The sequence below is a fragment of the Amycolatopsis sp. NBC_01488 genome, assembly GCF_036227105.1.
Taxonomy (GTDB): Bacteria; Actinomycetota; Actinomycetes; order Mycobacteriales; family Pseudonocardiaceae; genus Amycolatopsis.
On sequence record NZ_CP109434.1, the window covers coordinates 9,252,423 to 9,278,715 of the forward strand.

Sequence of the window (26,293 nt, forward strand, 5' to 3'; positions counted from 1 at the left end):
TTCATGAGTACCCCAGACGAGCGCCCGAGAGTCCCGGACAAGGTCGGTGTCGACGGTCTGGAGGCCAAGTGGGTACCCGTATGGGAATCCACCGGTGCCTACCGTTTCGACCGTACGAAGACCCGCGAAGAGATCTACTCGATCGACACCCCGCCGCCGACGGTCAGCGGATCCCTGCACATCGGGCACGTGTTCTCCTACACCCACACCGACGTCCTCGCGCGGTTCAAGCGGATGCGCGGGCTCGAGGTGTTCTACCCGATGGGGTGGGACGACAACGGCCTGCCGACCGAACGCCGGGTGCAGAACCACTTCGGCGTCCGCTGCGAGCCGTCGCTGCCCTACGACCCGGATTTCCGGCCGCCGGAGAAGCCCGGCAAGGACGTCGTGGCCGTCTCGCGCCGGAACTTCGTCGAGCTGTGCGAATCCCTGACCGTGACCGACGAGAAGGTCTTCGAAGAGCTGTGGCGGCGGCTCGGGCTGTCGGTCGACTGGACGATGACCTACCAGACGATCGGCCACGATTCGCGGTTGATCTCGCAGCGCGCCTTCCTGCGCAACCTCGAGCGCGGCGAGGCGTACCAGGCCGAGGCGCCGACGCTCTGGGACGTCAGCTTCCGCACCGCGGTGGCGCAGGCCGAGCTGGAGGACCGTGAACGCCCGGGCGCGTTCCACGACCTCGCGTTCACCGCCGAAGACGGCTCGGACGTCGTGATCGCGACGACGCGGCCGGAGCTGCTGCCCGCGTGCGTCGCGCTGGTCGCGCACCCCGACGACGAACGCTTCAAGCCGCTGTTCGGGAAGTCCGTGCGGACGCCGGTGTTCGGCGTCGAGGTGCCCGTCGTGGCGCACCACCTGGCGGATCCCGAAAAGGGCCGCGGCATCGCGATGGTCTGCACCTTCGGCGACACCACCGACGTCACGTGGTGGCGTGAGCTGCGCCTGGCGACGCGGGTGGTGCTGGGTCGCGACGGCCGGTTCCTGCCCGACGCGCCGCACGGCGTGCCGGCCGGGGCGTACGCGCCGCTGGCCGGCAAGACCGTCCACACGGGACGCGAGATCATGGTTCGCCTGCTGCGTGAAACCGGGGCCCTGCACGGGGAACCGCGGCCGATCACGCACTCGGTGAAGTTCTACGAGAAGGGCGACAAGCCCTTGGAAATCGTCGCCAGCCGGCAGTGGTACCTGCGCAACGGCGGGAACGACCCGGCGTTCCGGGAGAAGATGCTGGCGCGCGGCGAGGAACTGAACTGGGTGCCGAAGCACATGCGCGTCCGGTACTCGTCGTGGGTCGAGAATCTCGCCGGCGACTGGCTGGTCAGCCGCCAGCGGTTCTTCGGCGTGCCGATCCCGCTGTGGTACCGGGTCGGCGCCGACGGCGAGCCGGACTACGACGACCGTTTGCTGCCGGACGCGTTGCCGGTCGACCCCAGCAGCGACGTCCCGCCGGGCTTCACCGAGGACCAGCGCGGTGTCCCGGGCGGGTTCGTCGCCGAAGCCGACGTGATGGACACGTGGGCGACGTCGTCGCTCACGCCGCAGATCGTCGGCCGGTGGACCCTCGACGACGACCTCTTCGAGCGCGTCTTCCCGATGGACCTGCGGCCGCAGGCGCACGAGATCATCCGCACCTGGCTGTTTTCGACCGCGGTGCGCGCGGAGCTGGAGCACGGCGTGCTGCCGTGGCGGGAGACGTCGATCGCGGGCTGGGTGCTCGACCCGGACCGCAAGAAGATGTCGAAGTCCAAGGGCAACGTGACGACGCCGGTGGACTTGCTGGAGCGGTTCGGCTCGGACGCGGTCCGCTACTGGGCGGCGAGCGCGCGCCCCGGCGTCGACACGGCGGTGGACGAGGGCCAGATGAAGGTCGGCCGCCGCCTGGCGACGAAGCTGCTCAACGCGAGCCGGTTCGTGCTGGGCCTCGGCGTGCCGTCCGCTTCCGCCGTGGCGGTGGAGCCACTGGACCGGGCACTGCTGGCTTCGCTCTCCACGGTCGTTTCGCAGGCGACGGCGGCGTTGGAGGCGCTGGACTACGCGCGGGCGCTGCAGGTGACGGAGACGTTCTTCTGGACGTTCTGCGACGACTACGTCGAGCTGGTGAAGGGCCGCGCGTACGGCGACAGCGGCCCCGAGGGAGCGCAGTCGGCTCAGGCGGCGCTGGTGACGGCGCTGTCGGCGGTGCTGCGGTTGTTCGCGCCGTTCCTGCCGTTCGCGACCGAGGAGGTCTGGTCGTGGTGGCGCCCGGGGTCGGTGCACCGGGCGTCCTGGCCCACGGTGTCGGCGTCCGACGGCGACCCGGAACTGCTGACGCTGGCGGGCGAGGTGATCGCGGCCGTGCGCCGGGCGAAGACGGACGCGAAGGTGTCGATGCGCTCGCCGGTGGAGACGCTGACGGTGACCGGCCCCGAGGAGGTGCTGGCGCGGTTCGCGGCGATCGAGCCGGACATCCGCGGCGCGGGCGCGATCGCGGACGTCAAGACGGGCGAAGGCGACTTCGCGGTGGAAGCGAAGATCGGCTGACGCCGGTGGGTCGCCGTCACGAACCGGCGGCGGCCCACCAGGCTTCGTCGATCTCGCCGCGCGCCACGATCTCCGCGGGACCCGACAGCGTCGATTCGCCGCGCGACACCGTCACCTCGACGCGGCCGCCCGGGACGTCCACCGTGGACACTCCCGTGTCCGTGCCCGCCAGGTGCAGGGCCGCTGCCACCGCGGCCACCGTGCCCGTGCCGCACGCCCGGGTCTCGCCGACGCCGCGCTCGTGCACGCGCATCCGGAGCGCGCCTTCGCCGAGGCGGTTGACGAACTCGAGGTTGACCCCGTGCGGGAAGACGTCGTGGTCGAAGTCGGGCTGGTCGCGCAGGTCGAGGTCCGCGACGTCGTCGTCGATCAGCGACACCAGGTGCGGGTTGCCGACGTTCACCGCCACGCCCGAGAACGGCCGGCCGGCCACCACCGTCACCGACGTCCCGGTGATCGTCGCCGGTCCCATCCGCACGGTCACCGAGCGGTCCGGGTGCACCACGAGCGGGCGGTCGCCGGCGCGGGTGCCGATGACGAACTCGCCCTCGGTCTCCAGCCCGGCTTCGACGAGGTAGCGGGCGAAGACGCGGGTGCCGTTGCCGCACATTTCGGCGATCGAGCCGTCGGCGTTGCGGTAGTCCATGAACCACTCGCCCGCGGACGGGATTTCGAGCGCGGCGGCGCGGACGACGCGCAGCACGCCGTCGGCCCCGAGGCCGCGGTGGCGGTCGCACAGCGCGGCGACCCTCGCCTCGGTCAGCTCGAGGCGGCCCGCCGCGTCGGGGAGCAGCACGAAGTCGTTTTGCGTGCCATGCCCCTTGAGGAACTCGATTCCGCCCATGGGGTCAGATTACCGGCCCAGGGTATGCAGGACACGTGCGGCCAGCCCGGTTTCCGCGCCGTCGAACCAGTGGATCCGCTTGTCGCGCCGGAACCAGGACCGTTGCTTCCGTACGAAGCGCCGCGTGGCCTGCGCCGTCGCCGCGGCGGCCGCCTCGAAGTCGCCTTCGCCGTCCAGTTCGGCGAGCACCTGCTGGTAGCCCAGCGCCCGCGACGCCGTCTTCCCCTCGCGCAGCCCACGCTCGGCCAGCGCGCGGACTTCGTCGACGAGCCCTGCCTCGAACATCCGCCGGACGCGCTCGTTCACGCGCTCGTCGAGCTCCTCCGGCTGCCGGTCGACGCCGATCACGACGGTGCCGTAGCGGGCCGGACCGGGCTGGGGCAGGTTCGCCGAGAACGGCTCGCCGGTGATCTCGATGACCTCGAGGGCACGCACGATCCGGCGCGTGTTGGTCGGCAGGATCGCGGCCGCCGCGGCCGGGTCGCGTTCACCCAGCCGGGTGTACAACGCGGCGGTGCCGAGCGAGACCGCCTCCGCGTCCAGCCGGGCGCGCACGGCCGGGTCGGTGCCCGGGAACCGCAGGTCGTCGAGCACGGCCTGGACGTAGAGCCCGGACCCGCCCGCCAGCACCGGCACCTTGCCCGCGGCGAGGAGCCGTTCGATCTCGGCGCGCGCGTCGCGCTGGTAGGCCGCGACGGACGCCGTCTCGGTCACTTCCAGCACGTCGAGCAGGTGGTGTGGGACGCCGCGGCGCTCGTCCTCGGTGGCCTTGGCGGTGCCGATGTCCATGCCCCGGTACAGCTGCAGCGCGTCGGCGTTGACGACCTCGCCGTCCAGCTCCAGCGCCAGCGCCACGGCCAGCGCGGTCTTGCCGGTGGCCGTCGGCCCGACCACCGCCACGGGACGGATCTCGGGCGGCGCGGCGGGGCTGGTCACGGCGGCTGACGATACCGGCGGGCCGCCACGGAGCGTCCACCGGAAGTAGGATCACGAGCTTCGAGTGGCCCATCCAGTACCACGGTGCGCGCTGAGCTGCTTGAATGCCGCTTGGGGCCGTAGCATCCGAGCACGGCCCGTGACGACCGCATTACCCGGCCCCGCTTCCGCGGCGGGGCGCCCGCGCGAGCGGGCGTACAGGCGATAAGGAGCCTGCGATGGCCCAGGAGAACACTTCCACCGGTACCCCGGCCCCGCACCCGGTGCCGCACGCGCTGCACGCCGGGCACGCCGCCCCGCCCGTGCCGCCCGCCGAGCCCACCCCGTCGACCTGGGGCCGGATCGACGACGAGGGCACCGTCTACGTCAGCACCGCCGAGGGTGAACGCGCCGTCGGCGTCTGGCAGGCCGGCAGCCCCGACGAGGGTCTCGTGCACTACGCCCGCCGCTTCGACGACCTGCGCACCGAGGTCGAGCTGCTGGAGACCCGCCTGGTGTCCGGCGCCGGCGACCCGAAGCACGCGCTGTCGAGTGCCACCCAGATCCGGGACGGGCTGGCCGAGGCCGCCGTCGTCGGCGACCTGGCCGCGCTCGCCGCCCGGCTGGAGTACGTCATCGGGCACGCGGAGAAGGCGCTGGCCAGCGCGAAGCAGGAGCGCGAGGTGGCCCGCGCGGCCGCCGTCGCCCGGAAGCAGGAGCTGGCCGAGGAGGCCGAGAAGATCGCCGCCGACTCCACCCAGTGGAAGGCGGCGGGCGACCGGCTGCGCGCGATCCTGGACGAGTGGAAGACGGTCAAGGGCGTCGACCGCAAGACGGACGACGAGCTGTGGAAGCGGTTCTCGAAGGCCCGCGAGGGGTTCAACCGGCGCCGCGGGTCGCACTTCGCCGAGTTGGACAAGCAGCGCGCGTCGGCCAAGCAGCGCAAGGAAGAGCTCATCGCCGAGGCCGAAGCCATCAGCGAGTCCGAGGACTGGGGCGAGACCGCCGGCCGCTACAAGGACCTGATGACCGAGTGGAAGGCCGCCGGCCGCGCGCCCAAGGACAGCGACGAGGCCCTGTGGCAGCGCTTCCGCGCGGCGCAGGACAAGTTCTTCGCCCGCCGGTCCGCGGTGTTCTCCGAGCGGGACGCGGAGTTCACGCAGAACGCCGCGCGGAAGGAAGAGCTGCTGGTCGAGGCCGAGAAGATCGACGCGGCGGCGAACCTCGAAGCGGCCAAGAACGCGCTGCGCAAGATCCAGGAGCAGTGGGACGAGATCGGCAAGGTCCCACGCGAGCGCATCCGCGAGCTCGACGGCCGGCTCAAGGCCGTCCAGGACTCGGTGAAGTCGGCCGAAGACAGCCGCTGGCGCCGCACGGACCCGGAGGCCCAGGCCCGCGCCGCGCAGTTCCGCGAGCGCGTCGAGCAGTTCGAGTCCCAGGCCGCGAAGGCGCGGGCGGCGGGCGACGAGCGCCGCGCGAAGAAGGCCGACGAGCAGGCCGCCCAGTGGCGCGAGTGGCTGCAGGCGGCGGAGGCCGCGGTCGCCGACCGCTGAGGTTTGTTCTCGGAGGCCCCTTCGCTGCGGCGAGGGGGCCTTCGGTCGTCTTGTCCACAGCGCCGCCGTGATGTGGACAAGCCGGCCGCGCGGGGCTGATTCCGGGCGGTTCCGTCGGTGGGCGCCGATACGCTGAAAGCGGGGGCTCCCCCAGGGAGGGCGGGCTCTGCTCGGCCGGCTCTGCTCGGCCGGCTCTGCTCGGCCGGCTCTGCTCGGCCGGCTCTGCTCGGCCGGCTCTGCTCGGCCGGCTCTGCTCGGCCGGCTCTGCTCGGCCGGCTCTGCTCGGCCGGCTCTGCTCGGCCGGCTCTGCTCGGCCGGCTCTGCTCGGCCGGCTCTGCTCGGCCGGCGGGACCGGGGCAACGTCTCGGCCGCGCCTTCGCCGACAGCGGCCCGAACGTCGTGGGCGACTCTTTCCCGGCCTCGGGCGAGGTGAACGATGTCCCAGCCTTGCGCCGACGCCGCTCCGGCGAGGGGTTATCGGACGGTTAACGCGTCACCCGAAGCGGTGTGACGGGCTGCACGGCCGGGGGTCTTCGGGCGCTTTCCGCGGCCGGCGGTGCTCCACTTCGATCATGAGCAAGACATCGAACCTCGTGTCCGCACTGGTCATCGCCTGCACCGTCGCGCTCGCCGCCCCGGTCGTCGCGCTGGCGGCGACGGGTCCGGCCCCCGCCGCCGTTCAAGGGCACAAAAAGCACCAGGCCAAGCTCGAAGCGAAGGCCGACAAGACCCGCGTCAAGGTCGGCGAAGAGACGAAGATCAAGGGCTCGTTCGCCGACCTGGGCGGGCAGGAGAGCGTCACCGGCGGCGAGCCGGTGATCGTCCAGCGGCTCCAGGCCGGCGTCTGGGTGGACCTCACCACCGGCACCTGCCGGCCGAACGGGAACTTCGTGTTCAGCCTGAGCTTCAGCGTCCGGGCCAGCCTGTCGCTGCGGGTCTACCACCCGGAAACCGACCTCTACGTCGGCGTCGTCTCGAACGTGATCGGCCTCGTGGTGATCTAGGACCGCGAGAACGCCGTCCGCATCCACTGCGCCGCCAGGCAGATCATCGCGACCCAGGCGATGATCAGGCCGTACCCGGGTCCGCCGCCCGCGGCTCCGCTGGCGTGCGACGACTGCTGCGACCAGATGGCCAGCAGCCCGTCCACCGAAGCGAACCAGCCGCCGGCGGCGCACACCCAGGCCAGCCACCACCGGCGCGTCACCAGCGCGAGCGCCGAGGCGAGGATGCCGACGCCGGTCGACGTCGCCGCGAACAGCTGCGGGATGCCGCCGCCCTCGCCGGCCAGCACCTGCCAGCCGGCGTGCTCGCCGACCCACGGCAGGAGCAGGCAGATCAGCAGCACGAACGTGAACACGGCGATGGTGAACCCGCGCCGGCCCAGCTCCACCGTGCGGGACGCGCGGTCGCCGACCTCGTCGATCTCGGCGGCCAGCTCGGCCAGCTCGCCGTTGCCCTTGGACTCCGTCACAGCGCACACCCGCTCACCGGCTCGAGCTGCGCGGCCGGGGCACCGAAGCCCGGCAAGCCCAGCGTGACGCCGCTCGTCTTCGGCCGGAGCCCCGCCTCCGCGTTGTCGCCGGCGCGCGTCCGCCGGTGGGACAGCAGGTCGCCGTCGGCGACCAGGTGGTGCGGGGCACCGTAGGTCACGATCGTCTCGACGACGTCGCCGGGCCGGACCGCGCGGTCGACCTGCGGACCGGCCGGCGTGAAGTGCACCAGGCGCCCGTCGCGAGCGCGGCCGCTCATCCGGTGCGTCTCGGCGTCCTTGCGGCCTTCGCCCGCGGCGACGAGCAGCTCGACCCGGCGGCCGACGATCTTCTTGTTCTCTTCCCAGGAGATCGCGTTCTGCAGCTCGACCAGGCGGTCGTAGCGCTCCTGCACGACGGCCTTGGGCAGCTGGTCCGGCATCGTCGCGGCCGGCGTGCCGGGGCGGATCGAGTACTGGAAGGTGAACGCGCTGGAGAACCGCGCCTGCTCGACGACGTCCAGGGTCGCCTGGAAGTCCTCCTCGGTCTCGCCGGGGAAGCCGACGATGATGTCGGTGGTGATCGCCGCGTCCGGCATCGCCGCGCGGACCTCGTCGAGGATCTTCAGGAAGCGCGCCGAGCGGTAGGACCGCTTCATCTCGCGCAGCACCCGATCGGAGCCGGACTGCAGCGGCATGTGCAGCTGGTGGCAGACGTTCGGCGTCCCGGCCATCGCCTCGATGACGTCGGAGGTGAACGCGGCCGGGTGCGGCGAGGTGAAGCGCACGCGCTCCAGACCGTCGATGGTGCCGCAGGCGCGCAGCAGCTTCCCGAAGGCCAGCCGGTCGCCGAATTCGACGCCGTAGGAGTTCACGTTCTGGCCGAGCAGCGTGACTTCGAGCACGCCCTCGGCGACGAGCGCCTCGACCTCGGCGAGGATCTCCCCCGGCCGCCGGTCGCGTTCCTTGCCACGCAGCGCGGGCACGATGCAGAAGGTGCAGGTATTGTTGCACCCGACCGAAACGGACACCCAGCTCGCATAGGACGATTCGCGGCGCGCGGGCAGCGTCGAGGGAAAGGTCTCGAGCGACTCGAGGATCTCGACCTCGGCCTCGGCGTTGTGCCGGGCGCGCTCCAGCAGCGTCGGCAGCGACCCGATGTTGTGCGTCCCGAAGACGACGTCGACCCAGGGAGCCCGCTTGACGATCTCCCCGCGGTCCTTCTGCGCCAGGCACCCGCCGACGGCGATCTGCAGATCGGGGTTGGCGACCTTGTCGGGACGAAGGTGCCCGAGGGTGCCGTAGAGCTTGTTGTCCGCGTTCTCCCGGACGGCGCAGGTGTTGAACACGATCAGATCGGGCTTCGCCCCGTCCTCGACGGGGGTGTACCCGGCATCCTCGAGCTGCCCGGCGAGCCGCTCCGAGTCGTGCACGTTCATCTGGCAGCCGAAGGTGCGGATCTGGTACGCCCTGGGTGCCTGGTTCTCGGTCATCGCTCTTCAGGGTAGCCCTCCCCTGAGCAGGCAAAGCCGCCGCCTACCTGCTTGTTCCTCCTGGCGGCGGGTCGCTGCGTACCTGGGCTGGGAAGCCCGCCCGAAGCCATCGCTGACGCCCGCCTGACCTGTGTGCCGTCCAGCACGGTCAGGTCGAGCGGTCTCCCGGCCGAGCCGCCGGATCCAGGTTGTGCGCGGGCCTGCCCTCGCGGGTCGTGCGCACCCCGCGAGGGCAGGCCGCGGAGTCGTCACCAGCCGACGGCGACCTCCAGCCACTGCGGGTTGCCGTGGGAGACGAACGAGGACTGGCCGGCCACGTCGTCGTACGGGAAGCCGTACGCCAGGTGGTTGATGCCGTGGTCATGCCAGAACTTCGCGTAGTAGTTCGCCGGGGCGGCCTTGTAGTAGTTCGCCGGGTCCTGCCACTGCGACTGCGGGAGCTGCGCCGTGTGGCGGTTCAGCGCCGCGCACATGTCCGGGTTCCCGGCCAGTGAACCGGCACAGCCGGTGATGTTCGACGTCGGCTCGTTGACGCCCACCGACTGCGCGTAGGCGGTGAAGTAGTTCGCGTACTTCCCGCCCGCGCGGAAGTCCGGGGCGCTGCCCGGGGCCGGGATCCGGTACGGCGCGTTCACCGTCGCCAGGCCCTTGAACTCCGTGGGCACCTCGGCCTGGAACTTCGCGAACGTGGCCGAGCGGTCCTCCTGGAAGGTCCCGTAGTCGTCGCCGACCTGGACGTCGTAGCCGTCGTGCGCGTGCAGCCGCATGGCCAGCTTCAGCGCGAACGCGTCCACCCGGGTGGTGTTGCCGTTGAACACGTCCGGGCCGACGGTGAACTCGATGAAGTCGGCGTACTGGCCGTTCGGGGTGCCGAGGTAGAAGTACATCCGGCCGGCGGAGTTGGCGGGCATGTCGATGTAGGGCTGCTCGGCGATCGAGTGCGTCTGGCCGCCGAAGTTCCAGTACACCTGGCTGTCCGGGTACTTGCCGTTGGTGCGGTTGAGCACCTTCACGGTGAGCACGTTGTGCGCGGCCGGGATGCTCGCGGTGTCGCCCCAGAACGAGTCGGGCGGGACACCCGCGCCGGGCGGCGTGGTCCCGCCGCCGGTGCCGTACACCTGGAACTCCCACAGCGAGACGCCGTACGGGGTGGCCCGCGCGGTCGCGTAGAGCCGGACGTACCGCCCCGAGCCGGTCACGTTCAGCGTCTGCGTGCCGCCGGTGCCGGTCGTCGTCTGGTACACAGTGGACCACGTGGAACCGTTGCCGGACAGCTGGATCTGGTACGCCGTGGCGTAGGCGGCCTCCCAGTTCAGCACGACCCGGCTGACCGTCGCGGCCCCGCCGAGGTCGACCTGGATCCATTGTGGATCGCTGAACTGCGAGGACCAGCGGGTGCCGGTGCTGCCGTCCACCGCGGCGCTCGCGGGCGTTCCGGCGTTCTCCACCGACGACGCGGTGGCGGGTTTTCCTTGCGAGATCAGGGTGTCCGCCGCGTGGGCCGACGGTGCGGTGAAGCCGAGCACGGCGACCGCGAGGGCCGCCGCCAGCGTCGCCAAGCGGGTGCCGGGTCCGCGGCGAAGACGCCGCGGCAGGGTGTTCGAGGGCATGGTTCCTCCCTGGCCGGGGAAGTGGGCGGACCCGCCGCCGGTCAGGGGACGGCGTCGTCCGGCTCGTCCCCCGAGCGCCGGGCGGATGCCCTCGAGGGCCGGCCGGGGACGATGGGGAAAAGGTTCATACCACCGGCCCCGGCCTGTCAACCCTTGACAGTTCGGCGCTTCGGAGCGATCCTCGGAACCGGTTTCACCTCGACCCTCTGCGTGGCGCCGCCACCCGCCCAGGGGCCGGCTTCCCTGGAGTCAGCCATGTTCAGCGGTGCCCTGCGCGCGTCCCCCGTCGCGCGCCGCAAGTGTCAGCGGCCGTGTCAGCGCAGTGGCCGTCGACGAGCAGGGTCGGCGACCGCAGCGGGCTCGCCGCAGCGTGGTAGTAGAAAGTCGTCGCCGCGTGCCCGCCCGGCGCGTCCGTGTCGCCGTCGGTCGCCACCACCCGTCGGCGACGTCGGTGCGCACCCGGCCGCCGACGTCGTCGTCCGCCTCCGACGCCGTGACTTCCGCGCCGGCCCGGCGCGCCGCGCTCGACCCCGCCGGCTCGCACGACCACGACGTCCCTGCCGCACTCCCTCCGTCCGCCGGACAGTGCCCGGATTGCCGGTCGCCCACCACCGGGCCGCCCGATCTGGCACGATCGGGCGGTGGCCACGACGCGGCGGGGGCGAGCGCTCGCGCTGGCGGCTGCCCTGCTCCTGGTGCTGGCCTCCTGCAGCGCCGGCTTCGGCGACCTGAAGCTGCGGATCGCCGCGGGCAACCCCGGCGGCGTCTACGACAAGCTCGCCCAGACCCTGGCCACGGCGTGGGCCGCGGGCCTGGACATCGAACGGCCCACCGTGCTGCAGACCCAGGGCTCGCCGGACAACCTCGACAAGGTGCTCGCCGGGCAGGCCGACGTCGCGTTCGTCGCCGCGGACGTGGCCGCCGACCGCTACAAGCGCGACCCGCGGCTGGCCACCCTCGCCCGGATCCACGACGACTACCTGCACATCGTCGTGCGCACCGACTCCGACATCCGGACCGTCGAGCAGCTGCGGGGCCACAAGATCGCGACCGGCTCGCCGTCGTCGGGTGTCGAGTACATCGCCAGCAGGCTGCTGGAGGCGACCGGGCTCACCGGAGCGGTCACCACCAGCGCCCACGGGCTCGACGACTCGGTCAAGGCGCTGCTGAACGGCGACATCGACGCGTTCTTCTGGTCCGGCGGCCTGCCGACGCCCGTGCTGGCCGGGTACAACGACAAGCAGTCCCTGCGCCTGCTCGACATCGCCGACGTGATGCCGAAGATGCAGGAGCTCAACCAGGTCTACGGCACCGCGTCCATCCCGGCGAGCACCTACAACCAGCCGGGGCCGGTGACCACGCTGCTGGTGCCGAACTTCCTGGTCGTCCCGACGTCGATGAGCGACGACGTCGCCGAAGCGCTGGTCCGCGGCCTGTTCGACGCCCGCCAGCAGCTCGCGACGGCCAATCCGGCGGCGCTGTCGATCGACGTCCACCCGGGCATCGAGACCCAGCCGATCCCGCTGCACCCCGGCGCGCTGCGCTATTACCGGGCGAAGAAGGCCTAGGCTGCCGGGAACGTCATCGTGACGCGCAGGCCGCCGCCCTCGGGCAGGTCCAGCGCCAGCTCGCCGTCGGAGTGCGCGGTCAGTTCGGACACGATCGCCAGGCCCAGCCCCGACCCCGGCACGTTCTGGTGCGCCGGGCTGCGCCAGAACCGGTCCAGCGCGCGGTCGAGCTCGTCGGGCGGCAGCCCCGGCCCGTGGTCGCGCACCGACAGGCGGACCCGGTCGCCGTCGCGCTCGACAGCGACCCGGATCTCGGTGCCGGCCGCGGTGAACTTGAGCGCGTTGTCGAGCAGCGCGTCGAGGATCGTCTCGGCGCCGCGCGGTGGCATGCGGACGCGGGCGCCGTCCCCCGCCGCGTCGACGACCAGCCGCACGTCCCGCGCCTCGCCGACCACCGACCAGTCGGCGACCCGCTCGGCGACGGCCTCGTCCAGCACCACCGGGTCCAGCTCGCCCCCGGACGCCTCGGCGCGAGCCATCGAAAGCAGGCCGTCCAGGATCTGGTGCAGCCGCCCGGCGTCGACCCGGGCGGCCTCCAGGTCGGCGGCGGCCGGCTCGTCGTCGACGTGGCCGTCGAGGTTCCCGAGCCGGATCTTCAACGCCGTCAACGGGTTCCGCAGCTGGTGCGAGGCGTCCGCGACGAACGCGCGCTGGGCGGCCAGCGCGCCCGACACGCTCTCGGCCATCCGGTCGAAGGAGCGCCCGAGCTGCCGCAGCTCCGGCGGCCCGCCGCCCTCCCCCACCGGCTCGGCCTCCCGCCCGCTGACCACCGACGCCACCAGCGCACCGGTCGCGTCGTCGAGCCGCTTCACCGGCTTGAGGATCCACCGCACCACCGGGATCGCCACGGCCAGCGCCAGCACGAACGCGAGGATCCCGCCCGCGGCGAGCAGGAGCCACCACCACAGCACGGCGGCGCGCTCGGAGTCGGTGGCGGACACGGTGAGCACCGCCCCGCGCACCTCGCCGTCGGCGAGCACCGGCTCGGCGAGCACCAGCGGCGTCGAATCCCACGGCATCAGCACGCCGGCGGGCTGCGACCGGCGGCCGGCCAGCGCCTCGTGGACGGGGTCGCTGATCCGCACGTCCTTGAGGTCGATCCGCGCGGCGGCCGGGCCGAGCGAGGTGACGACCGGGCTCCCGTCCTGGTTGACGACGACGACCTGGACGCCGTAGACCTCGGTGTAGCGGCGCACGTCGGGCTCGAGCAGGTAGGGCTTGTTGTCCAGCAGCGGGCGCTGCGCCAGCGACGCGAACCGGGCGGTGTCGGTGAGGCGGTCGAGGAACAGGTCCTGCTGCGCACCCGCGGCGATCGAGATGGCCAGCGGGACGCCGAGGCCGAACACCAGCAGCGCCACCAGCGTCAGCACGATGCCCTGCAGCCGGACGCGCACGCCGTCAGCTCCGGGCGGCCTGGCCGCCGAGCCGGTAGCCGACCCCGCGGACCGTCTCGATCAGCGCCGGGCGGCCCAGCTTCGTCCGCAGCGTCGCGACGTGGACGTCCAGCGACCGGCTCTCCGCGGGACCCCGGTGCCCCCACACCTCGGTGAGCACGTGCTCGCGCGAGCACACCGCGCCACGCGCGCCCGCCACGAGGGCGAGCACCTGGAACTCCTTGCGGGACAACGCGATCGCGCGCCCGTCGACCAGCACCTCGTGCCGGGCCAGGTCGACGCTGACATCACCCACCTTGATGACGACCGGCTCGGTGACGGCGTGCTCCGGGCGCCGCCGGCGCACCGCCTCGACCCGGGCGAGCAGCTCCTCGACGTCGTAGGGCTTGACCAGGTAGTCGTCGGCGCCCGCGCGCAGGCCGCGGATCCGGTCGTCGACCTCGCCCCGGGCCGACACGACGATGATCGCGACGTCGCTGACCGCCCGGATCTGCGTGCAGAGGGTCACGCCGTCGATGTCCGGCAGGCCGAGGTCGAGCAGGATGACGTCGACCTCGTGGACGCGCTCGAGCACGCCGGCGCCGGTCGCCAGCCGGGCGATCGCCAGGCCACGGCGGGTCAGCGCCGGGATGAGCGCGCCCGCGACCCGGTCGTCGTCCTCCACCAGCAGCACCCGCACCCGTCCGCCTCCCATGGTGACCTGCTTCACCGGCCGGTAGCGCCGAACTCTAGGACGTCGCGTCGCCGGCCGCACGGGCCACCCGCACGGTGACGCTCGGTGACCATTCTGCGACACCGACCCCGATACCCCCAAAATGGACATCGATACGCAGTTGAAACCCTAAGTATTGCTCAAGCCGCCTTGCGAGCCGGTAAAGCAACGGTAGGTTCTCGCCATCGCGTGGTGACCCACGCCGCATTCGAACGACCCTGGAGGCCAGATGACCGCGGAGGTGGCGGCGCCGATGATCAAGGCGTCCGCCGTGAACAAGTACTTCGGCGACCTGCACGTGCTCAGGGAGATCACGCTCGAGGTGCCTCGCGGCCAGGTGGTGGTGGTGCTGGGTCCGTCGGGGTCGGGCAAGTCGACCCTGTGCCGGGCGATCAACCGGCTCGAACCGATCAACTCGGGCGAGATCGCCGTCGACGGCGTCCCGCTGCCCGCGGAGGGCAAGGCCCTGGCGGCCCTGCGCGCCGACGTCGGCATGGTGTTCCAGTCGTTCAACCTCTTCGCGCACAAGACGATCGTCGAAAACGTCATGCTCGCGCCGATGAAGGTCCGCAAGGCTTCGAAGGAAGAAGCTCGCAAGACGGCGATGGAGCTGCTGGAGCGCGTCGGCATCGCCAACCAGGCCGACAAGTACCCGGCGCAGCTTTCGGGCGGCCAGCAGCAGCGCGTCGCGATCGCGCGGGCGCTGGCCATGCGGCCCAAGGTCATGCTGTTCGACGAGCCGACCTCGGCGCTGGACCCGGAGATGGTCCAGGAGGTCCTCGACGTCATGACCGGCCTGGCCAAGGACGGCATGACGATGCTGGTCGTCACCCACGAGATGGGCTTCGCCCGCCGGGCAGCCGATCGGGTGATCTTCATGGCCGACGGCGAGATCGTCGAGGACACGACCCCGGAAGCGTTCTTCACCGCGCCCAAGAGCGAGCGCGCGAAGGACTTCCTCGGCAAGATCCTGACCCACTGAATACGTTCCGCGCCGCCGTTCGCGTCGCGGGTGACGACACACAGGAGAGATTCACATGAGGATCCGCACCCTCGCGGTGGGACTGCTCGTCGGTGGTCTGACGCTGACCACGCTGACCGCCTGCGGCAAGGAAGGCACGCCGGCCTCGCCCGGCTCGGGTGACCAGAACGGCTCGAGCGCCGCCGCACTGCCGACCTACCCGGTCGCAACGGGCGTCGACCTGGCCGGCTCCCCGGTGTTCGCCAAGATGAAGGCGGCGGGCGCGCTGACCGTCGGCGCCAAGGACGACCAGCCCGGCCTCGGCCAGAAGGACCCGACGACCGGCAAGTTCGAGGGCTTCGACATCGAGATCGCGCGGCTGGTTTCGGCCGGCCTCGGCTTCGACCCGTCGAAGATCACCTTCCGCACGGTCGACTCCGGCGCCCGCGAGCAGACGATCGCGAACGGCGACGTGAACTACTACGTCGGCACCTACTCGATCACCGACAAGCGCAAGGCGCTGGTCTCCTTCGCCGGGCCGTACTTCCTCGCGGGCCAGGACCTCCTGGTGCGCAAGGACGACACGTCGATCACCGGCAAGGACACCCTCAAGGGCAAGAAGGTCTGCTCGGTCACCGGCTCGACCCCGATCCAGAAGGTCCGCCAGGACAACCTGACCGAGCCCGGCAACATCGTCGAGTTCCAGAAGTACTCGCAGTGCGTGGAGAAGCTCCTGTCGAAGGACGTCGACGCGGTCACGACCGACGACGCGATCCTCAAGGGCTACGCGGCCCAGGACCCGGACAACCTGAAGGTCGTCGGCCAGACGTTCTCCACGGAGAAGTACGGCATCGGCCTGAACAAGGACGACAAGGTCCTGCGCGACAAGGTCAACGAGATCCTGCAGAAGGCGCTGGACGACGGCACCTGGGACAAGATCTACGCCGCGACGCTCGGCAAGTCCGGTTCGCCGGCCAAGAAGCCGACCCTCGAGAAGTACTGACGTGACACGAGGCCGGTGGATCGGGTTTCCCGGTCCACCGGCCTTCCTCATCCACCACTTCACCTGACCACGGCCGCGGGGAAGGCTCCATGAACGTCCTGCTCGACAACCTGGACCTGTTCGGTCCGTTCTTCCTCCGCACGATCGAACTGTTCGTGCTCTCCGCCGTCGGCAGCCTGATCTGGGGCACGATCCTGGCGATGCTGCGGGTGAGCCCGGTGCCCGTCTTCCGCGCCGTCGGCACGGCGTACGTGACGATCGCCCGGAACACCCCGCTCACGCTGGTGTTCGCGTTCTTCGTGTTCGCGTACCCGCTGCTCGACATCGTCAAGGTCGACTACTTCCCGGCCGCGGTGATCGCGCTGACCGTCTACACCTCGGCGTTCATCTGCGAGGTGGTGCGCTCGGGCATCAACACGGTGCCGGTCGGCCAGGCCGAAGCGGGCCGGGCGCTGGGCCTGACCTTCGGGCAGATCCTCGGCCAGGTCGTGCTGCCGCAGGCGCTGCGCTCGGTCGTGCCGCCGCTGATCAGCACCTTGATCGCGCTGCTGAAGAACACCACCATCGCCGCCGGTTTCTCCGTCGCCGAGGCCGGCGCGATCCGCTCGTACCTGTCCGAACGCGGCGAGAACCAGCTGGTCGGCCTGCTGTGGGTCGCGCTCGGCTTCATCATCCTCGTCGCCGTGCTGTCGTTCGTCCAACGCAGCCTGGAGAAGCGCTGGAGCGTCGCCCGATGAGCAACGTCCTGTTCGACGTCCCGGGCCCGAAGGCACGGCTGCGGTACCGCGGCTACGCCGTCGTCGGCATCGTCGTGGTCGTCGCGTTCATCGCCTACATCGGGTGGCGCTTCTACGACAGCGGCCAGTTCACCGCCCGCAAGTGGGAGTGGCTGGAGTACGCGCAGGTCCAGAGCGATCTCGCCAACGCGGTGCTGCAGACCCTCGAGGCGTTCGCGGCCGCGGCCGTGCTCGCGCTGATCTTCGGCGCGGTCTTCGCGGCCGGCCGGCTGTCCGACCACGCGTGGATCCGCGGGATCGCCGGGTTCGTCGTGGAGTTCTTCCGCGCCATCCCCGCGCTGATCCTGATGTTCCTGTTCTACTTCGGCCTGCCCACGGTCGGCGTGCCGACGACGCCGTTCCTCGGCGTGGTGTTCGGCTTGACGCTGTACAACGGCTCGGTGCTCGCGGAGGTCTTCCGCGCGGGCATCCAATCGCTGCCGAAGGGCCAGAGCGAAGCCGCGTACGCGCTGGGCATGCGCAAGACGCAAGTCATGTTCCTGGTGCTGCTGCCGCAGGCGATCCGGGCGATGCTGCCGACGATCATCAGCCAGCTCGTCGTGCTGCTCAAGGACACCGCGCTCGGCTTCATCATCACGTTCCAGGAGCTGCTGTACTACGCGCGGTACATCGGCTCGCAGGGCACGTTCGGGCGGCCGATCGTGCCGTCGACGATCGTGGCGACCGGCATCTACGTCGCGATGTGCCTGCTGCTGACGGCGCTGGCGACGTACCTGGAGCGGCGCAACCGGCGCAGCAAGAAGGTACTGGGCACGCCCCCGACGGCGGTGCAGGAAGCCGTCGCCGCTTCCGCCTGAGTCACCCGTTCGAGGCCCCCGGGATCCGTCCCGGGGGCCTTGTCCTGTCCGGGGGTCTCCCCTAGCGTCGGGCGCATGGGTGTCGCACTGGTGACCGGCAGCTCCCGCGGCCTCGGCCGGGTGATCGCGCGGAGACTGGCGCGCGACGGGTTCGCCGTCGCGGTCAACGGCCACCACGACGACACCGACCTCAAGACGTCCGCCGAGGGCATCCTCGCCGAAGGTGGCCGGGCGGCGGCGTTCGCCGCGGACGTGACCGACCGGCGGCAGGTCGGCGAGCTGGTCGACGCCGTCACGGCGTTGCTGGGCCCGATCACCGTCCTGGTCCTCAACGCGACCGGCCCGCAGCCGGAGGCCCCGGTGTCGCAAGTGGACTGGCCGGACCACCTGGCGCAGCTGGACTTCTTCGTCCGCTCGCCGGTGCTGCTCGGGCACGCGGTGCTGCCGGGGATGCGCGCCCGCGGGTACGGCCGCATCGTGCACGTCGACTCGGAGGTGGCGGACCGCCCGCCACCCGGCCGCTCGGCGTACGCGACGGCGAAGAGCGCCCAGATCGGCCTGACCCGCGCGTGGGCGCGCGAGCTGGCCCCGGACGGCATCACGGTGAACACGGTCGCGCCGGGGTTCGTCCCGGTGGAGCGCCACGCGGAGGTCCCGGCCGCGGAGCGCGAGGACTACCGGGCCTCGGTCCCGGCGGGGCGCCTGGGCACCCCGGACGACATCGCGGCGGCGGTGAGCTTCTTCGCGTCGGAGGAAGCCGGATTCGTCACCGGTCAGCGACTGCTGGTGGACGGCGGTCGCGCCCTCGGTTGACCTGCAACACCACCAGCACGCCGAGGATCAGCACCAGGGCCGACGCCAGCGCCGTCCACATCGCGACGTGCAGCTGGAGCAGCCCGCCCACGAAGGCACCCACCAGCATCGCGCCCACGGCCGCGACCTTCCGCACCGGATGCGACCCCGCGCCGCCGGCCGCCTTCGAGTCCGCCGCGAAGCCCGTCAGCGTCATCGTCAGTACCGTCGTCGTCAGGTCGGGCGCGCCGATCCGGCGGACCGTCGCGTTCTGCAGGCCCATCGCCACGCCCAGCACGACGATCAGCAGCTCGCTGCCCAGCCGCGGGCCGGCGCCGAGCGTCGCCGACAGCACCACCGCCACCGCCACCAGCGCCGCTTGGACCGCGGTCGCTTGGCGGAGGGCGTCGTAGTCGTCCCGGCGGGCCAGCCGCCCGCCGGCGAGCGCGCCCGCCAGGAAAGCCAGCACCGCGGTCAGCGACGCAATCACCGAAAGCGTCGTCTCCCCCGCCGCCGCGAATCCGAGGAACACGACGTTGCCGGTCATGTTGGCCACGAACACCCGGCCCAGCCCGAGGAAGCTGACGGCGTCGACGACCCCGGTCACGACGGTCAGCGTCAGCAGCAGCGCGGCCAGGTCGCGCGGTTTCGGTTCAGCCATGCAGGCAGTCAACCACCGCGCGGGTCGGCGCGCGGTGTCCGAGCGCGTCGGTGCTGTCGGCGAACCGGTCGATCGAGCCGACCGGCAGCCGGATCGGCGACCCGGCGAGCAGCGACGTCCCGAACCGCTCGGCGTGGATCACCCGGGGTTCGATCGGGTCGGTGAAGCCGAGCGCGTTGTGCGACTCGGCGAGGTATTCGCAGGCCGCGACGAGGTGCCGTTCGCGCTCCCGCCAGTTCGTCGCTGCGAGGGCGCCGGTGAGGTGCGGGTCAGCGCGGCGGCGGGCAGCCCGGGTCGCGCACGCCGGGGTGGCGCGGGTCGAAGCCCAGGACTTCGAAGCCGGGCCCGACCAGCGCGGCAGCGTGCGGACCGCCGACGGCCGGCGCGACCGCTTCGGCGTAGAACCGGCGGCTCGGTTCGATTCCGGAAAGGACGTCATGAATGCCAGTCTGGCTTACCAACGCGCGAAGCGCGCTTCATTCTGCGAAGCTGTTTCGCAGCGCTTCGCGAGCGGAATCCGTTGTCGCACAGCCAGAACAGCAACATCCGTTCCGGTGAACCCCTGCGCGGCAGGAGCCGTTTTGTCGGTGGTTGCCTTTAACGTGCGGGCATGACCGAAAAGAGCACCGTGCGCACGCGGGAGATGGGCTTCGAGTTGAAGTCCCAGCGCGAGGCGAAACAGATGTCACTGCGCGAGGTGGCCCGGCGCGCCCACTGGTCGGCGTCGAAGGTGTCCGGCTGGGAGAACGGCAGGCGCATCTCGCCGATCGACTTGGCGATCTACCTCGCGCACTGCGGCACCGAAGCGCCCGAGCGCGAGCGGCTGCTGCACCTGACCCGGCCGCCGAGTGAGCTGTACTGGGTCCGGCCGTACTTCGACAAGCTCGTCGACCCGATGAAATCCCTGATCATCCAAGAAAACCTGGCAACCACGGTGATCTCGAACAGCCCGGCGGCGCTGCCCGGCATGCTCCAGACCGAGGACTACGTGCGCAGCATCTACGAGCTGTCCGGGCGCTACACCACGGATCGGCTGAAGACGCTGGTCCAGGCGAGGATCGACCGGCAACGGCTGCTGCAGCGGCAAAACCCGCCCCACTGCGTCTATTTCGTCTACGAGCACAGCCTCAGAACAATCCTGCGCGACCCGGCGCTGATGCACGAACAGCTGCAGTCCCTGGTGCTGGCCACCAATCTCCCCCACTGCACGATCCGGGTCGTGCCCGCCTCCGCGCCGCCGTACCACCTGGTCGGCAGCCGGTTCACCATCCTCGAGTTCGCCGAACACCCGCCGGTGGCCTACGAAGAGACGTTCGCCGCCGGGCTGTTCGTCGACGACCGGGTGGCGGTCGAAGCCTTCTACGTCCTCCGCACGCGCCTGGAACAGGCGGCCTTGTCCGAACGCGAGTCCCGGGAGTTCCTGGTCCGCCTGGCCGAGGAGTTCGATGTCATGGCGAATTGACCGGCCCGCCGTCGCGCCAACCCCATGGGTACGGATTGTCGAGCAGCATTCCGAAGCCCGCGCACCGCACGGTCCCCCGAGCCTGGGCCACGCTCAGCTGACGCGTTCCCCGTCGTGCCAGACTGCCCGGACCCGGGCGGGCAGATCCGTCACGTCGAGGTCCGTGCCGTCGAGCAGCACGAGGTCCGCGCGCAGCCCCGGCTCGACGCGGCCGCGGTCGTCGTCGAGCCTGAGCAGCCGCGCCGCCTCGGACGTCGCTGCCTTCAGGGCGGCCGCGTCGCCCAGCACCGCGGCCAGCAACCGCAACTCGGTCGTCAAGTCGACATGGGGACGCTGGGCCAGGTCGGAGCCCGCGGCGATCCGGACGCCCGCCTCCACCGCGAGGCGCAGCGAACGGCGGTGCGTGCCGGCGAACTCGGTGTCGCTCATCGGCGACAGCGTCGGCACGTACCAGGCGTCCGCCAGGGCCGTGACGGCGGCGTCGTCGAGGAAGGTGCCGTGCTCGATGCTGCGCGCCCCCGCACGGGCGGCTGCCACCACCGCCGGTGCCGTGTGCGCGTGCGCCAGGACGTCGCGGCCGCAGCGGCCGGCCTCGTCGACCACGGCGGCGAGTTCGTCGTCGGCCGGGCGGACGTCCACGCCCGCGCGGACCGCCCGTATCGAGCCGCTCGCGCCGACCTTGATCCAGTCGGCGCCCGCGCGCACCATCCGGCGGACGGCCGCGCGGGCCGCGTCCGGTCCGTCGAACAGCGGGTCCGGTAGCGACGGGTCACCGTAGTTGTCGACGGCGCCCGCGGCCGGATCCCACACGTCGCCGAGCCCGCCGGTCGGCCCCAGCTGGCGCAGGCTGACCAGCAGGTCCGGCCCGGCGATCCAGCCCTGGGCCAGCGCGTGCTTGAAGCCGGCGTCGGCGCCCCAGGCGTCCCGGACCGTCGTGATCCCCCGCGCCGGCAACCGCCGCAACACCGGCACGGCTTCGAGGACGCGGGCGCTGCGCGGCAACGGCTCGGACCGCCGGAACGCGACGTGCACGTGGCAGTCGATGAGCCCGGGGAGCAGCAGCCCACCCGAGCAGTCGACGGGCGAGCCGTCGAGGCCCAGCCCGACTTCGGCGATCCGCGTGCCGTCGAGCCGGACGTCCGCGCGGGTCCTCTCGCCGGTCTCGGGGTCGAACACGTGCGCCCCGGCGAGCACCGTCACCCGAGCGCCTTGCGGTAGACGAGGAAGTCGCACGGCGTGGCCAGCGACGGCGCGAGGTGCGGGTAGTCCACGGCGAGGTCGGCGCGGTGGGTGACGCGGTAGCCGAGCCGGTCGTACCACTGGGCGAGGAACTGCTTGGCCGGGTGCGTCCACTCGCGCGGCACCAGCAGTTCCAGCTGCATCTCGCGGCAGCCCGCGTCCCGGCTCGCCTGTTCGGCGAAACGGACCAGTTCCCGCCCGATGCCGAGGCCGCGTCGCGCGGGGTCGGCCGCGAGCATGCCGAACTCGCCGGTCGTGTCGTCGAGCCGCTGGACGCGCACCGAGCCGGCGAGGTCACCGTCCACGAAGGCGACGGCGATCTCCCCGGCCCGCACGAGCGCGGTCACCTCGTCGGCGGACGTCCGGTCGGTGTTCCCCTGCCAGAGGCCCTTCTCGGACTCGGCGTAGACGTGGTTGACCAGCGCCGTGATCCGCTCGATCACGGCGCGGTCAGCCGACGGCGGCAAAAGCTCGATCTCCATGCCTCCACCTTGCCAGGTGGAGCCGGGTCACTTCTCCCGGCGGAAGAGCTTGTTGCCCAGCCACACGATGGGGTCGTACTTGCGGTCCGCGACGCGCTCCTTCATCGGGATGAGCGCGTTGTCGGTGATGTGGATGCCCTCCGGGCAGACCTCGCTGCAGCACTTGGTGATGTTGCAGTAGCCGAGGCCGTGCTCCTCCTGCGCCGCGTCACGCCGGTCCGCGACGTCGAGCGGGTGCATCTCCAGCTCGGCGATGCGCATCAGGTACCGCGGCCCGGCGAACGACTCCTTGTTCTCCTCGTGGTCGCGCACCACGTGGCAGGTGTTCTGGCACAGGAAGCACTCGATGCACTTCCGGAACTCCTGCGACCGCTCGACGTCCACCTGCTGCATCCGGTACTCACCGGGCTTGAGGTCCGCGGGCGGGGTGAACGACGGGATCTCCCGCGCCTTCGTGTAGTTGAACGAGACGTCGGTGACGAGGTCGCGGATCACCGGGAACGTCCGCATCGGCGTCACGGTGATCACCTCCTCCTCGGTGAACGTCGACATCCGCGTCATGCACAGCAGGCGCGGGCGGCCGTTGATCTCCGCCGAGCACGAGCCGCACTTGCCCGCCTTGCAGTTCCAGCGCACCGCGAGGTCCGACGCCTGGGTGGCCTGCAGCCGGTGGATGATGTCGAGGACGACCTCGCCCTCGTTCACCTCCACCGTGAAGTCCTGCAGCTCGCCGCCCGTGTCGTCGCCGCGCCAGACCCGGAAACTCGCCTTGTAACTCATGCCCTGCTCCCGGGGTGCGCTTCGAGCTCGTCGTCGGTGTAGTACTTCCCGAGTTCGCCGAATTCGAACAGCTCCAGCAGGTCCTGCCGCAGCGGCACCTGCTCCTCCACCGTGACGCCGATGTCCGGGACGACCGGGTTGTCGCCCTCCGACGCCGCACACACCAGCAGCTTGTGCCGCCACTCGGCGTCCATGGCCGGGAAGTCGTCGCGCGTGTGCCCGCCACGGCTCTCGGTGCGCGTCAGCGCTGCCTTCGCGACGCACTCGCTGACCATCAGCATGTTGCGCAGGTCGATCGCGAGGTGCCAGCCCGGGTTGAACTGCCGGTGCCCTTCCACCGTGACGCGCAGGATCCGCTGCCGCAGCTCGGCGAGCTTCGTCAGCGCCTGCTCGATCTCCCCGGCCTTGCGGATGATGCCGACCAGGTCGTTCATCGACTGCTGCAGCTCGGTGTGCAGGGTGTACGGGTTCTCGGCCGTGGCGCCCTCGGGCGGGTCGAACGGCGCGAGCGCCATCTTCGCCGCGGCGTCCACATCGGACTGCCCGACCGCGGGCCGCTCGGTCAGGCCGAGCACGTACTCGGCCGCGCCGAGTCCGGCGCGGCGGCCGAACACCAGCAGGTCGGACAGCGAGTTGCCGCCGAGCCGGTTGGACCCGTGCATGCCGCCCGAACACTCGCCGGCGGCGAACAGGCCGGGCACGCTCGCCGCGGCCGTGTCCGGGTCGACCTCGATGCCGCCCATGACGTAGTGGCAGGTCGGGCCGACCTCCATCGGCTCCGCCGTGATGTCGACGTCCGCCAGCTCCTTGAACTGGTGGTACATCGACGGCAGCCGCTTCTTGATCTCCTCGGCCGGCAGCCGGCTGGCGATGTCGAGGAAGACGCCGCCGTGCGGCGAGCCGCGCCCCTCCTTGACCTCGGAGTTGATCGCGCGGGCCACCTCGTCGCGGGGCAGCAGGTCCGGCGTGCGCCGGTTGTTGTCCGCGTCGGCGTACCAGCGGTCGGCTTCTTCTTCGCTTTCCGCGTACTGGCCCTTGAAGACGTCGGGCACGTACTCGAACATGAACCGCTTGCCGTCGGAGTTCTTGAGGACGCCGCCGTCGCCACGCACGCCCTCGGTGACGAGGATGCCCTTGACGCTCGGCGGCCAGACCATCCCGGTCGGGTGGAACTGGACGAACTCCATGTTGATCAGCTTCGCGCCCGCCCGCAGCGCCAGCGCGTGACCGTCGCCGGTGTATTCCCACGAGTTCGACGTCACCTTGAACGACTTGCCGATGCCGCCGGTGGCGAGCACGACCGCGGGTGCCTCGAACAGGATGAACCGGCCGCTCTCGCGCCAGTAGCCGAAGGCGCCGGCGATCTTCCCGTCGGTCGTCAGCAGCTCGGTGACCGTGCACTCGGCGAAGACCTTGATCTTCGCCTCGTAGTCCCCGGTCTCGGCGAAGTCCTCCTGCTGCAGCGAAACGATCTTCTGCTGCATCGTGCGGATCAGCTCGAGGCCGGTGCGGTCACCGACGTGCGCGAGCCGCGGGTAGGTGTGCCCGCCGAAGTTGCGCTGGCTGATCCGGCCGTCGGCGGTGCGGTCGAACAGCGCGCCGTACGTCTCCAGTTCCCAGACGCGGTCGGGCGCCTCCTTGGCGTGCAGCTCGGCCATCCGCCAGTTGTTGAGGAACTTCCCGCCGCGCATGGTGTCGCGGAAGTGGACCTGCCAGTTGTCGTTCGAGTTCGCGTTGCCCATCGACGCCGCGCACCCGCCCTCGGCCATCACCGTGTGCGCCTTGCCGAACAGGGACTTGCACACGACGGCGACGCGGAAACCGCGTTCGCGTGCCTCGATCACAGCTCGGAGACCGGCGCCACCGGCACCGATCACCACCACGTCGTAGCTGTGCCGTTCGACTTCGGTCATGAAAGAATTCCACCTCGGAACTGGGGACGTCGTTGTCGGGAAGGGCAGGGCGTCAGTTCACGAATCTCAGGTCCGTGATCGCCCCGCTGGCCACGAGCATGACGTAGAAGTCGGTCAGCACCAGCGTGCCGAGCGTCGTCCAGGCCAGCGCCATGTGGCGGGTGTTGAGTTTCGTGACCTGCGTCCAGATCCAGTACCGCACCGGATGCTTGGAGAAGTGCTTGAGCCTGCCGCCGGTCACGTGCCGGCACGAGTGGCAGGAAAGCGTGTACGCCCACAGGAGGATCACGTTGCCGAGCAGGATGATGTTGCCCAGCCCGAAGCCGAAGCCGCCGGTCTTCCCGTGGAACGCCATGATCGCGTCGTAGGTGTTGACCAGCGAGACGATCAGCGCGACGTAGAAGAAGTAGCGGTGGACGTTCTGGATGATGAGCGGCAGCCGCGTCTCGCCGGTGTACTTCGCGTGCGGTTCCGCGACCGCGCAGGCGGGCGGGGAGAACCACACGGCCCGGTAGTAGGCCTTGCGGTAGTAGTAGCAGGTGAGGCGGAACCCGAGCAGGAACGGCAGCACGACGAACCCGAGCGGGATGAACCCGGGCAGGTCGCCGAACCAGTGGCCGAAGTGGCTCGAGCCCTCGACGCAGGACGTGGAGAGGCAGGGTGAGTAGAACGGCGTCAGGTAGTGGTAGTCGGGCACCCAGTACGCGGTGCGCACGAACGACCGGACCGTCGCGTAGATGATGAACGCCGACAGTCCGAGCACGGTCAGCAGTGGCTGCAGCCACCACCGGTCCGTACGGAGGGTGCGCTCGGCGATCCGGGCCCGGTTGGGGGCCTGGACGCCGGTGCCGACGCCGTTGTCAGCGGGAGCGCTCACCGCTGGTCGCGCTTGTAGCCGCCGACGCCTTCGTCATCGGCGCCGTGCCAGAGCGCCGGGTCGTAGGGGGTGTCGGGCACCGGGACGCGCTCGGCGGCCTTCGCCTGCGCCGGCACGGCGAGGGGCGTGCCGTCGAGGTCCGCGGTGTCGATGTCGAGGCGCTCCACGTCGTTGGCGAGCCTGCGGACCGCGGAAGCGTCGCCGTAACGAGAGCGCAGTGCGCCGACGCACTGCCTGAGCTGGCCGATGGTTCGCCGCAGCTCGGCGATCTCGGAGGTGGACATCATGCCTCCCGTGTGGTGGGGCTGGCAGGGAACCGGCGACGGCTTTGCCACGCGTCGTGCAGTGTGACAACTAGCACACTAACGGTTGTCCAGGTGATCGGGGTCACGCGGGTGGATCTTCTGAATCGATTTTGATTCGGCGTTTTCCCGAGGTACTGTGGCCAG

Annotated in this window: 25 protein-coding genes; 10 read left to right on the forward strand and 15 right to left on the reverse strand. The window is 71.1% G+C overall.

Translation table 11 applies throughout. The annotated features are described in order from the left end of the window. Positions 1 to 3 precede the first annotated feature (3 nt). Positions 4 to 2,520 (forward strand): valine--tRNA ligase, encoded by a 2,517-nt coding sequence (gene valS, locus OG738_RS43410; RefSeq protein ID WP_329049848.1) that lies wholly within the window; start codon positions 4 to 6, stop codon positions 2,518 to 2,520. 16 nt (positions 2,521 to 2,536) lie between these two features. Here valS and dapF read toward each other — a convergent pair whose 3' ends face one another. Further along, positions 2,537 to 3,364: a diaminopimelate epimerase gene (gene dapF, locus OG738_RS43415; protein WP_329049849.1), complete on the reverse strand. Its 828-nt coding sequence runs from the start codon at positions 3,362 to 3,364 to the stop codon at positions 2,537 to 2,539. A 9-nt stretch (positions 3,365 to 3,373) separates the two neighbouring features. Next, positions 3,374 to 4,273 (reverse strand): tRNA (adenosine(37)-N6)-dimethylallyltransferase MiaA, encoded by a 900-nt coding sequence (gene miaA / locus OG738_RS43420; protein ID WP_442875975.1) that lies wholly within the window; start codon positions 4,271 to 4,273, stop codon positions 3,374 to 3,376. A gap of 245 nt (positions 4,274 to 4,518) precedes the next feature. On the opposite strand from miaA, the gene OG738_RS43425 reads away from it, so the two are divergent. Continuing rightward, the gene (locus OG738_RS43425; RefSeq protein ID WP_329049851.1) at positions 4,519 to 5,832 is read left to right on the forward strand and encodes a DUF349 domain-containing protein; all 1,314 of its coding nucleotides are present in this window, start codon (positions 4,519 to 4,521) and stop codon (positions 5,830 to 5,832) included. Positions 5,833 to 6,404: 572 nt separating this feature from the next. Then, positions 6,405 to 6,836, forward strand: a complete 432-nt coding sequence (locus OG738_RS43430) for a hypothetical protein (RefSeq protein ID WP_329049853.1) — start codon at positions 6,405 to 6,407, stop codon at positions 6,834 to 6,836. Here OG738_RS43430 and OG738_RS43435 read toward each other — a convergent pair. The 3 genes from OG738_RS43435 to OG738_RS44840 all read right to left on the reverse strand — a co-directional run bounded on the left by OG738_RS43435 (position 6,833) and on the right by OG738_RS44840 (position 10,406). Next, the gene (locus OG738_RS43435) at positions 6,833 to 7,306 is read right to left on the reverse strand and encodes an Rv2732c family membrane protein (RefSeq protein ID WP_329049854.1); all 474 of its coding nucleotides are present in this window, start codon (positions 7,304 to 7,306) and stop codon (positions 6,833 to 6,835) included. The two genes, OG738_RS43430 and OG738_RS43435, sit on opposite strands and share 4 nt — an antisense overlap. Then, complete coding sequence (miaB, locus tag OG738_RS43440) at positions 7,303 to 8,796, reverse strand: tRNA (N6-isopentenyl adenosine(37)-C2)-methylthiotransferase MiaB (protein WP_329049855.1); 1,494 nt, start codon at positions 8,794 to 8,796, stop codon at positions 7,303 to 7,305. The genes OG738_RS43435 and miaB overlap by 4 nt, the downstream gene beginning before the upstream one ends. A gap of 248 nt (positions 8,797 to 9,044) precedes the next feature. Next, the gene (locus OG738_RS44840) at positions 9,045 to 10,406 is read right to left on the reverse strand and encodes a beta-1,3-glucanase family protein (protein WP_442875851.1); all 1,362 of its coding nucleotides are present in this window, start codon (positions 10,404 to 10,406) and stop codon (positions 9,045 to 9,047) included. A 641-nt stretch (positions 10,407 to 11,047) separates the two neighbouring features. On the opposite strand from OG738_RS44840, the gene OG738_RS43455 reads away from it, so the two are divergent. Further along, entirely contained in the window at positions 11,048 to 11,974 is a 927-nt protein-coding gene (locus tag OG738_RS43455) for a TAXI family TRAP transporter solute-binding subunit (protein WP_329049856.1), read from the forward strand. Here the strand turns inward: OG738_RS43455 and OG738_RS43460 are convergent. Both OG738_RS43460 and OG738_RS43465 read right to left on the reverse strand, forming a co-directional pair. Then, positions 11,971 to 13,368 (reverse strand): sensor histidine kinase, encoded by a 1,398-nt coding sequence (locus OG738_RS43460; RefSeq protein WP_329049857.1) that lies wholly within the window; start codon positions 13,366 to 13,368, stop codon positions 11,971 to 11,973. The genes OG738_RS43455 and OG738_RS43460 overlap by 4 nt on opposite strands. Positions 13,369 to 13,372: 4 nt before the next feature. Further along, the gene (locus OG738_RS43465) at positions 13,373 to 14,047 is read right to left on the reverse strand and encodes a response regulator transcription factor (protein ID WP_329057053.1); all 675 of its coding nucleotides are present in this window, start codon (positions 14,045 to 14,047) and stop codon (positions 13,373 to 13,375) included. Between the two features lie 286 nt (positions 14,048 to 14,333). Here OG738_RS43465 and OG738_RS43470 point away from each other — a divergent pair, with 286 nt between their 5' ends. The 5 genes from OG738_RS43470 to OG738_RS43490 all read left to right on the forward strand — a co-directional run bounded on the left by OG738_RS43470 (position 14,334) and on the right by OG738_RS43490 (position 18,451). Continuing rightward, positions 14,334 to 15,062 carry an amino acid ABC transporter ATP-binding protein gene (locus OG738_RS43470; RefSeq protein ID WP_329057055.1) on the forward strand — a complete coding sequence of 243 codons (729 nt, stop codon included), beginning with the start codon at positions 14,334 to 14,336 and terminating at the stop codon, positions 15,060 to 15,062. Positions 15,063 to 15,117: 55 nt separating this feature from the next. Next, positions 15,118 to 16,044 carry a glutamate ABC transporter substrate-binding protein gene (locus OG738_RS43475; protein WP_329049858.1) on the forward strand — a complete coding sequence of 309 codons (927 nt, stop codon included), beginning with the start codon at positions 15,118 to 15,120 and terminating at the stop codon, positions 16,042 to 16,044. A gap of 89 nt (positions 16,045 to 16,133) precedes the next feature. Further along, complete coding sequence (locus OG738_RS43480; RefSeq protein WP_329049859.1) at positions 16,134 to 16,781, forward strand: amino acid ABC transporter permease; 648 nt, start codon at positions 16,134 to 16,136, stop codon at positions 16,779 to 16,781. Continuing rightward, positions 16,778 to 17,638, forward strand: a complete 861-nt coding sequence (locus tag OG738_RS43485; protein ID WP_329049860.1) for an amino acid ABC transporter permease — start codon at positions 16,778 to 16,780, stop codon at positions 17,636 to 17,638. Before OG738_RS43480 ends, OG738_RS43485 begins: the two co-directional genes overlap by 4 nt. Before the next feature lie 75 nt (positions 17,639 to 17,713). Beyond that, positions 17,714 to 18,451 carry an SDR family NAD(P)-dependent oxidoreductase gene (locus OG738_RS43490; protein WP_329049861.1) on the forward strand — a complete coding sequence of 246 codons (738 nt, stop codon included), beginning with the start codon at positions 17,714 to 17,716 and terminating at the stop codon, positions 18,449 to 18,451. Here OG738_RS43490 and OG738_RS43495 read toward each other — a convergent pair. Then, positions 18,405 to 19,091 (reverse strand): YoaK family protein, encoded by a 687-nt coding sequence (locus OG738_RS43495; RefSeq protein WP_329049862.1) that lies wholly within the window; start codon positions 19,089 to 19,091, stop codon positions 18,405 to 18,407. The two genes, OG738_RS43490 and OG738_RS43495, sit on opposite strands and share 47 nt — an antisense overlap. Continuing rightward, a complete protein-coding gene (locus OG738_RS43500; RefSeq protein WP_329049863.1) occupies positions 19,084 to 19,530 on the reverse strand; it encodes a hypothetical protein in 447 nt (148 codons plus the stop codon). Before OG738_RS43500 ends, OG738_RS43495 begins: the two co-directional genes overlap by 8 nt. 171 nt (positions 19,531 to 19,701) lie before the next feature. Here OG738_RS43500 and OG738_RS43505 point away from each other — a divergent pair, with 171 nt between their 5' ends. Next, positions 19,702 to 20,553, forward strand: coding sequence for a helix-turn-helix domain-containing protein (locus tag OG738_RS43505; protein ID WP_329049864.1), 852 nt, complete (start codon positions 19,702 to 19,704; stop codon positions 20,551 to 20,553). Positions 20,554 to 20,646: 93 nt separating this feature from the next. Here the strand turns inward: OG738_RS43505 and OG738_RS43510 are convergent, their stop codons facing one another. Genes OG738_RS43510 through OG738_RS43535 form a run of 6 tightly spaced genes read right to left on the reverse strand, consistent with a single transcriptional unit; the run spans position 20,647 to position 26,128 of the window. Beyond that, positions 20,647 to 21,753, reverse strand: a complete 1,107-nt coding sequence (locus OG738_RS43510) for an amidohydrolase family protein (protein ID WP_329049865.1) — start codon at positions 21,751 to 21,753, stop codon at positions 20,647 to 20,649. Further along, a complete protein-coding gene (locus OG738_RS43515; RefSeq protein ID WP_329049867.1) occupies positions 21,750 to 22,274 on the reverse strand; it encodes a GNAT family N-acetyltransferase in 525 nt (174 codons plus the stop codon). Before OG738_RS43515 ends, OG738_RS43510 begins: the two co-directional genes overlap by 4 nt. A gap of 27 nt (positions 22,275 to 22,301) precedes the next feature. After that, the gene (locus OG738_RS43520; RefSeq protein WP_329049868.1) at positions 22,302 to 23,054 is read right to left on the reverse strand and encodes a succinate dehydrogenase/fumarate reductase iron-sulfur subunit; all 753 of its coding nucleotides are present in this window, start codon (positions 23,052 to 23,054) and stop codon (positions 22,302 to 22,304) included. Continuing rightward, positions 23,051 to 24,967: a fumarate reductase/succinate dehydrogenase flavoprotein subunit gene (locus tag OG738_RS43525; protein ID WP_329049869.1), complete on the reverse strand. Its 1,917-nt coding sequence runs from the start codon at positions 24,965 to 24,967 to the stop codon at positions 23,051 to 23,053. The genes OG738_RS43520 and OG738_RS43525 overlap by 4 nt, the downstream gene beginning before the upstream one ends. Before the next feature lie 52 nt (positions 24,968 to 25,019). Then, entirely contained in the window at positions 25,020 to 25,844 is an 825-nt protein-coding gene (locus tag OG738_RS43530; RefSeq protein ID WP_329049870.1) for a hypothetical protein, read from the reverse strand. Then, entirely contained in the window at positions 25,841 to 26,128 is a 288-nt protein-coding gene (locus tag OG738_RS43535; protein WP_196425237.1) for a hypothetical protein, read from the reverse strand. Before OG738_RS43535 ends, OG738_RS43530 begins: the two co-directional genes overlap by 4 nt. Between the last annotated feature and the right edge of the window lie 165 nt (positions 26,129 to 26,293).

What these genes read in the sequence shown, in the direction of transcription:
- OG738_RS43525 (WP_329049869.1), bottom strand. Translation starts at nt 24,967, where the DNA reads ATGACCGAAGTCGAACGGCACAGCTACGACGTGGTGGTGATCGGTGCC.
- dapF (WP_329049849.1), bottom strand. Translation starts at nt 3,364, where the DNA reads ATGGGCGGAATCGAGTTCCTCAAGGGGCATGGCACGCAAAACGACTTC.
- OG738_RS43520 (WP_329049868.1), bottom strand. Translation starts at nt 23,054, where the DNA reads ATGAGTTACAAGGCGAGTTTCCGGGTCTGGCGCGGCGACGACACGGGC.
- miaB (WP_329049855.1), bottom strand. Translation starts at nt 8,796, where the DNA reads ATGACCGAGAACCAGGCACCCAGGGCGTACCAGATCCGCACCTTCGGC.
- OG738_RS43475 (WP_329049858.1), top strand. Translation starts at nt 15,118, where the DNA reads ATGAGGATCCGCACCCTCGCGGTGGGACTGCTCGTCGGTGGTCTGACG.
- OG738_RS43485 (WP_329049860.1), top strand. Translation starts at nt 16,778, where the DNA reads ATGAGCAACGTCCTGTTCGACGTCCCGGGCCCGAAGGCACGGCTGCGG.
- OG738_RS43505 (WP_329049864.1), top strand. Translation starts at nt 19,702, where the DNA reads ATGACCGAAAAGAGCACCGTGCGCACGCGGGAGATGGGCTTCGAGTTG.
- OG738_RS43495 (WP_329049862.1), bottom strand. Translation starts at nt 19,091, where the DNA reads ATGGCTGAACCGAAACCGCGCGACCTGGCCGCGCTGCTGCTGACGCTG.
- OG738_RS43490 (WP_329049861.1), top strand. Translation starts at nt 17,714, where the DNA reads ATGGGTGTCGCACTGGTGACCGGCAGCTCCCGCGGCCTCGGCCGGGTG.
- OG738_RS44840 (WP_442875851.1), bottom strand. Translation starts at nt 10,406, where the DNA reads ATGCCCTCGAACACCCTGCCGCGGCGTCTTCGCCGCGGACCCGGCACC.
- OG738_RS43480 (WP_329049859.1), top strand. Translation starts at nt 16,134, where the DNA reads ATGAACGTCCTGCTCGACAACCTGGACCTGTTCGGTCCGTTCTTCCTC.
- OG738_RS43535 (WP_196425237.1), bottom strand. Translation starts at nt 26,128, where the DNA reads ATGTCCACCTCCGAGATCGCCGAGCTGCGGCGAACCATCGGCCAGCTC.
- valS (WP_329049848.1), top strand. Translation starts at nt 4, where the DNA reads ATGAGTACCCCAGACGAGCGCCCGAGAGTCCCGGACAAGGTCGGTGTC.
- OG738_RS43515 (WP_329049867.1), bottom strand. Translation starts at nt 22,274, where the DNA reads ATGGAGATCGAGCTTTTGCCGCCGTCGGCTGACCGCGCCGTGATCGAG.
- OG738_RS43470 (WP_329057055.1), top strand. Translation starts at nt 14,334, where the DNA reads ATGATCAAGGCGTCCGCCGTGAACAAGTACTTCGGCGACCTGCACGTG.
- OG738_RS43425 (WP_329049851.1), top strand. Translation starts at nt 4,519, where the DNA reads ATGGCCCAGGAGAACACTTCCACCGGTACCCCGGCCCCGCACCCGGTG.
- OG738_RS43500 (WP_329049863.1), bottom strand. Translation starts at nt 19,530, where the DNA reads ATGACGTCCTTTCCGGAATCGAACCGAGCCGCCGGTTCTACGCCGAAG.
- OG738_RS43430 (WP_329049853.1), top strand. Translation starts at nt 6,405, where the DNA reads ATGAGCAAGACATCGAACCTCGTGTCCGCACTGGTCATCGCCTGCACC.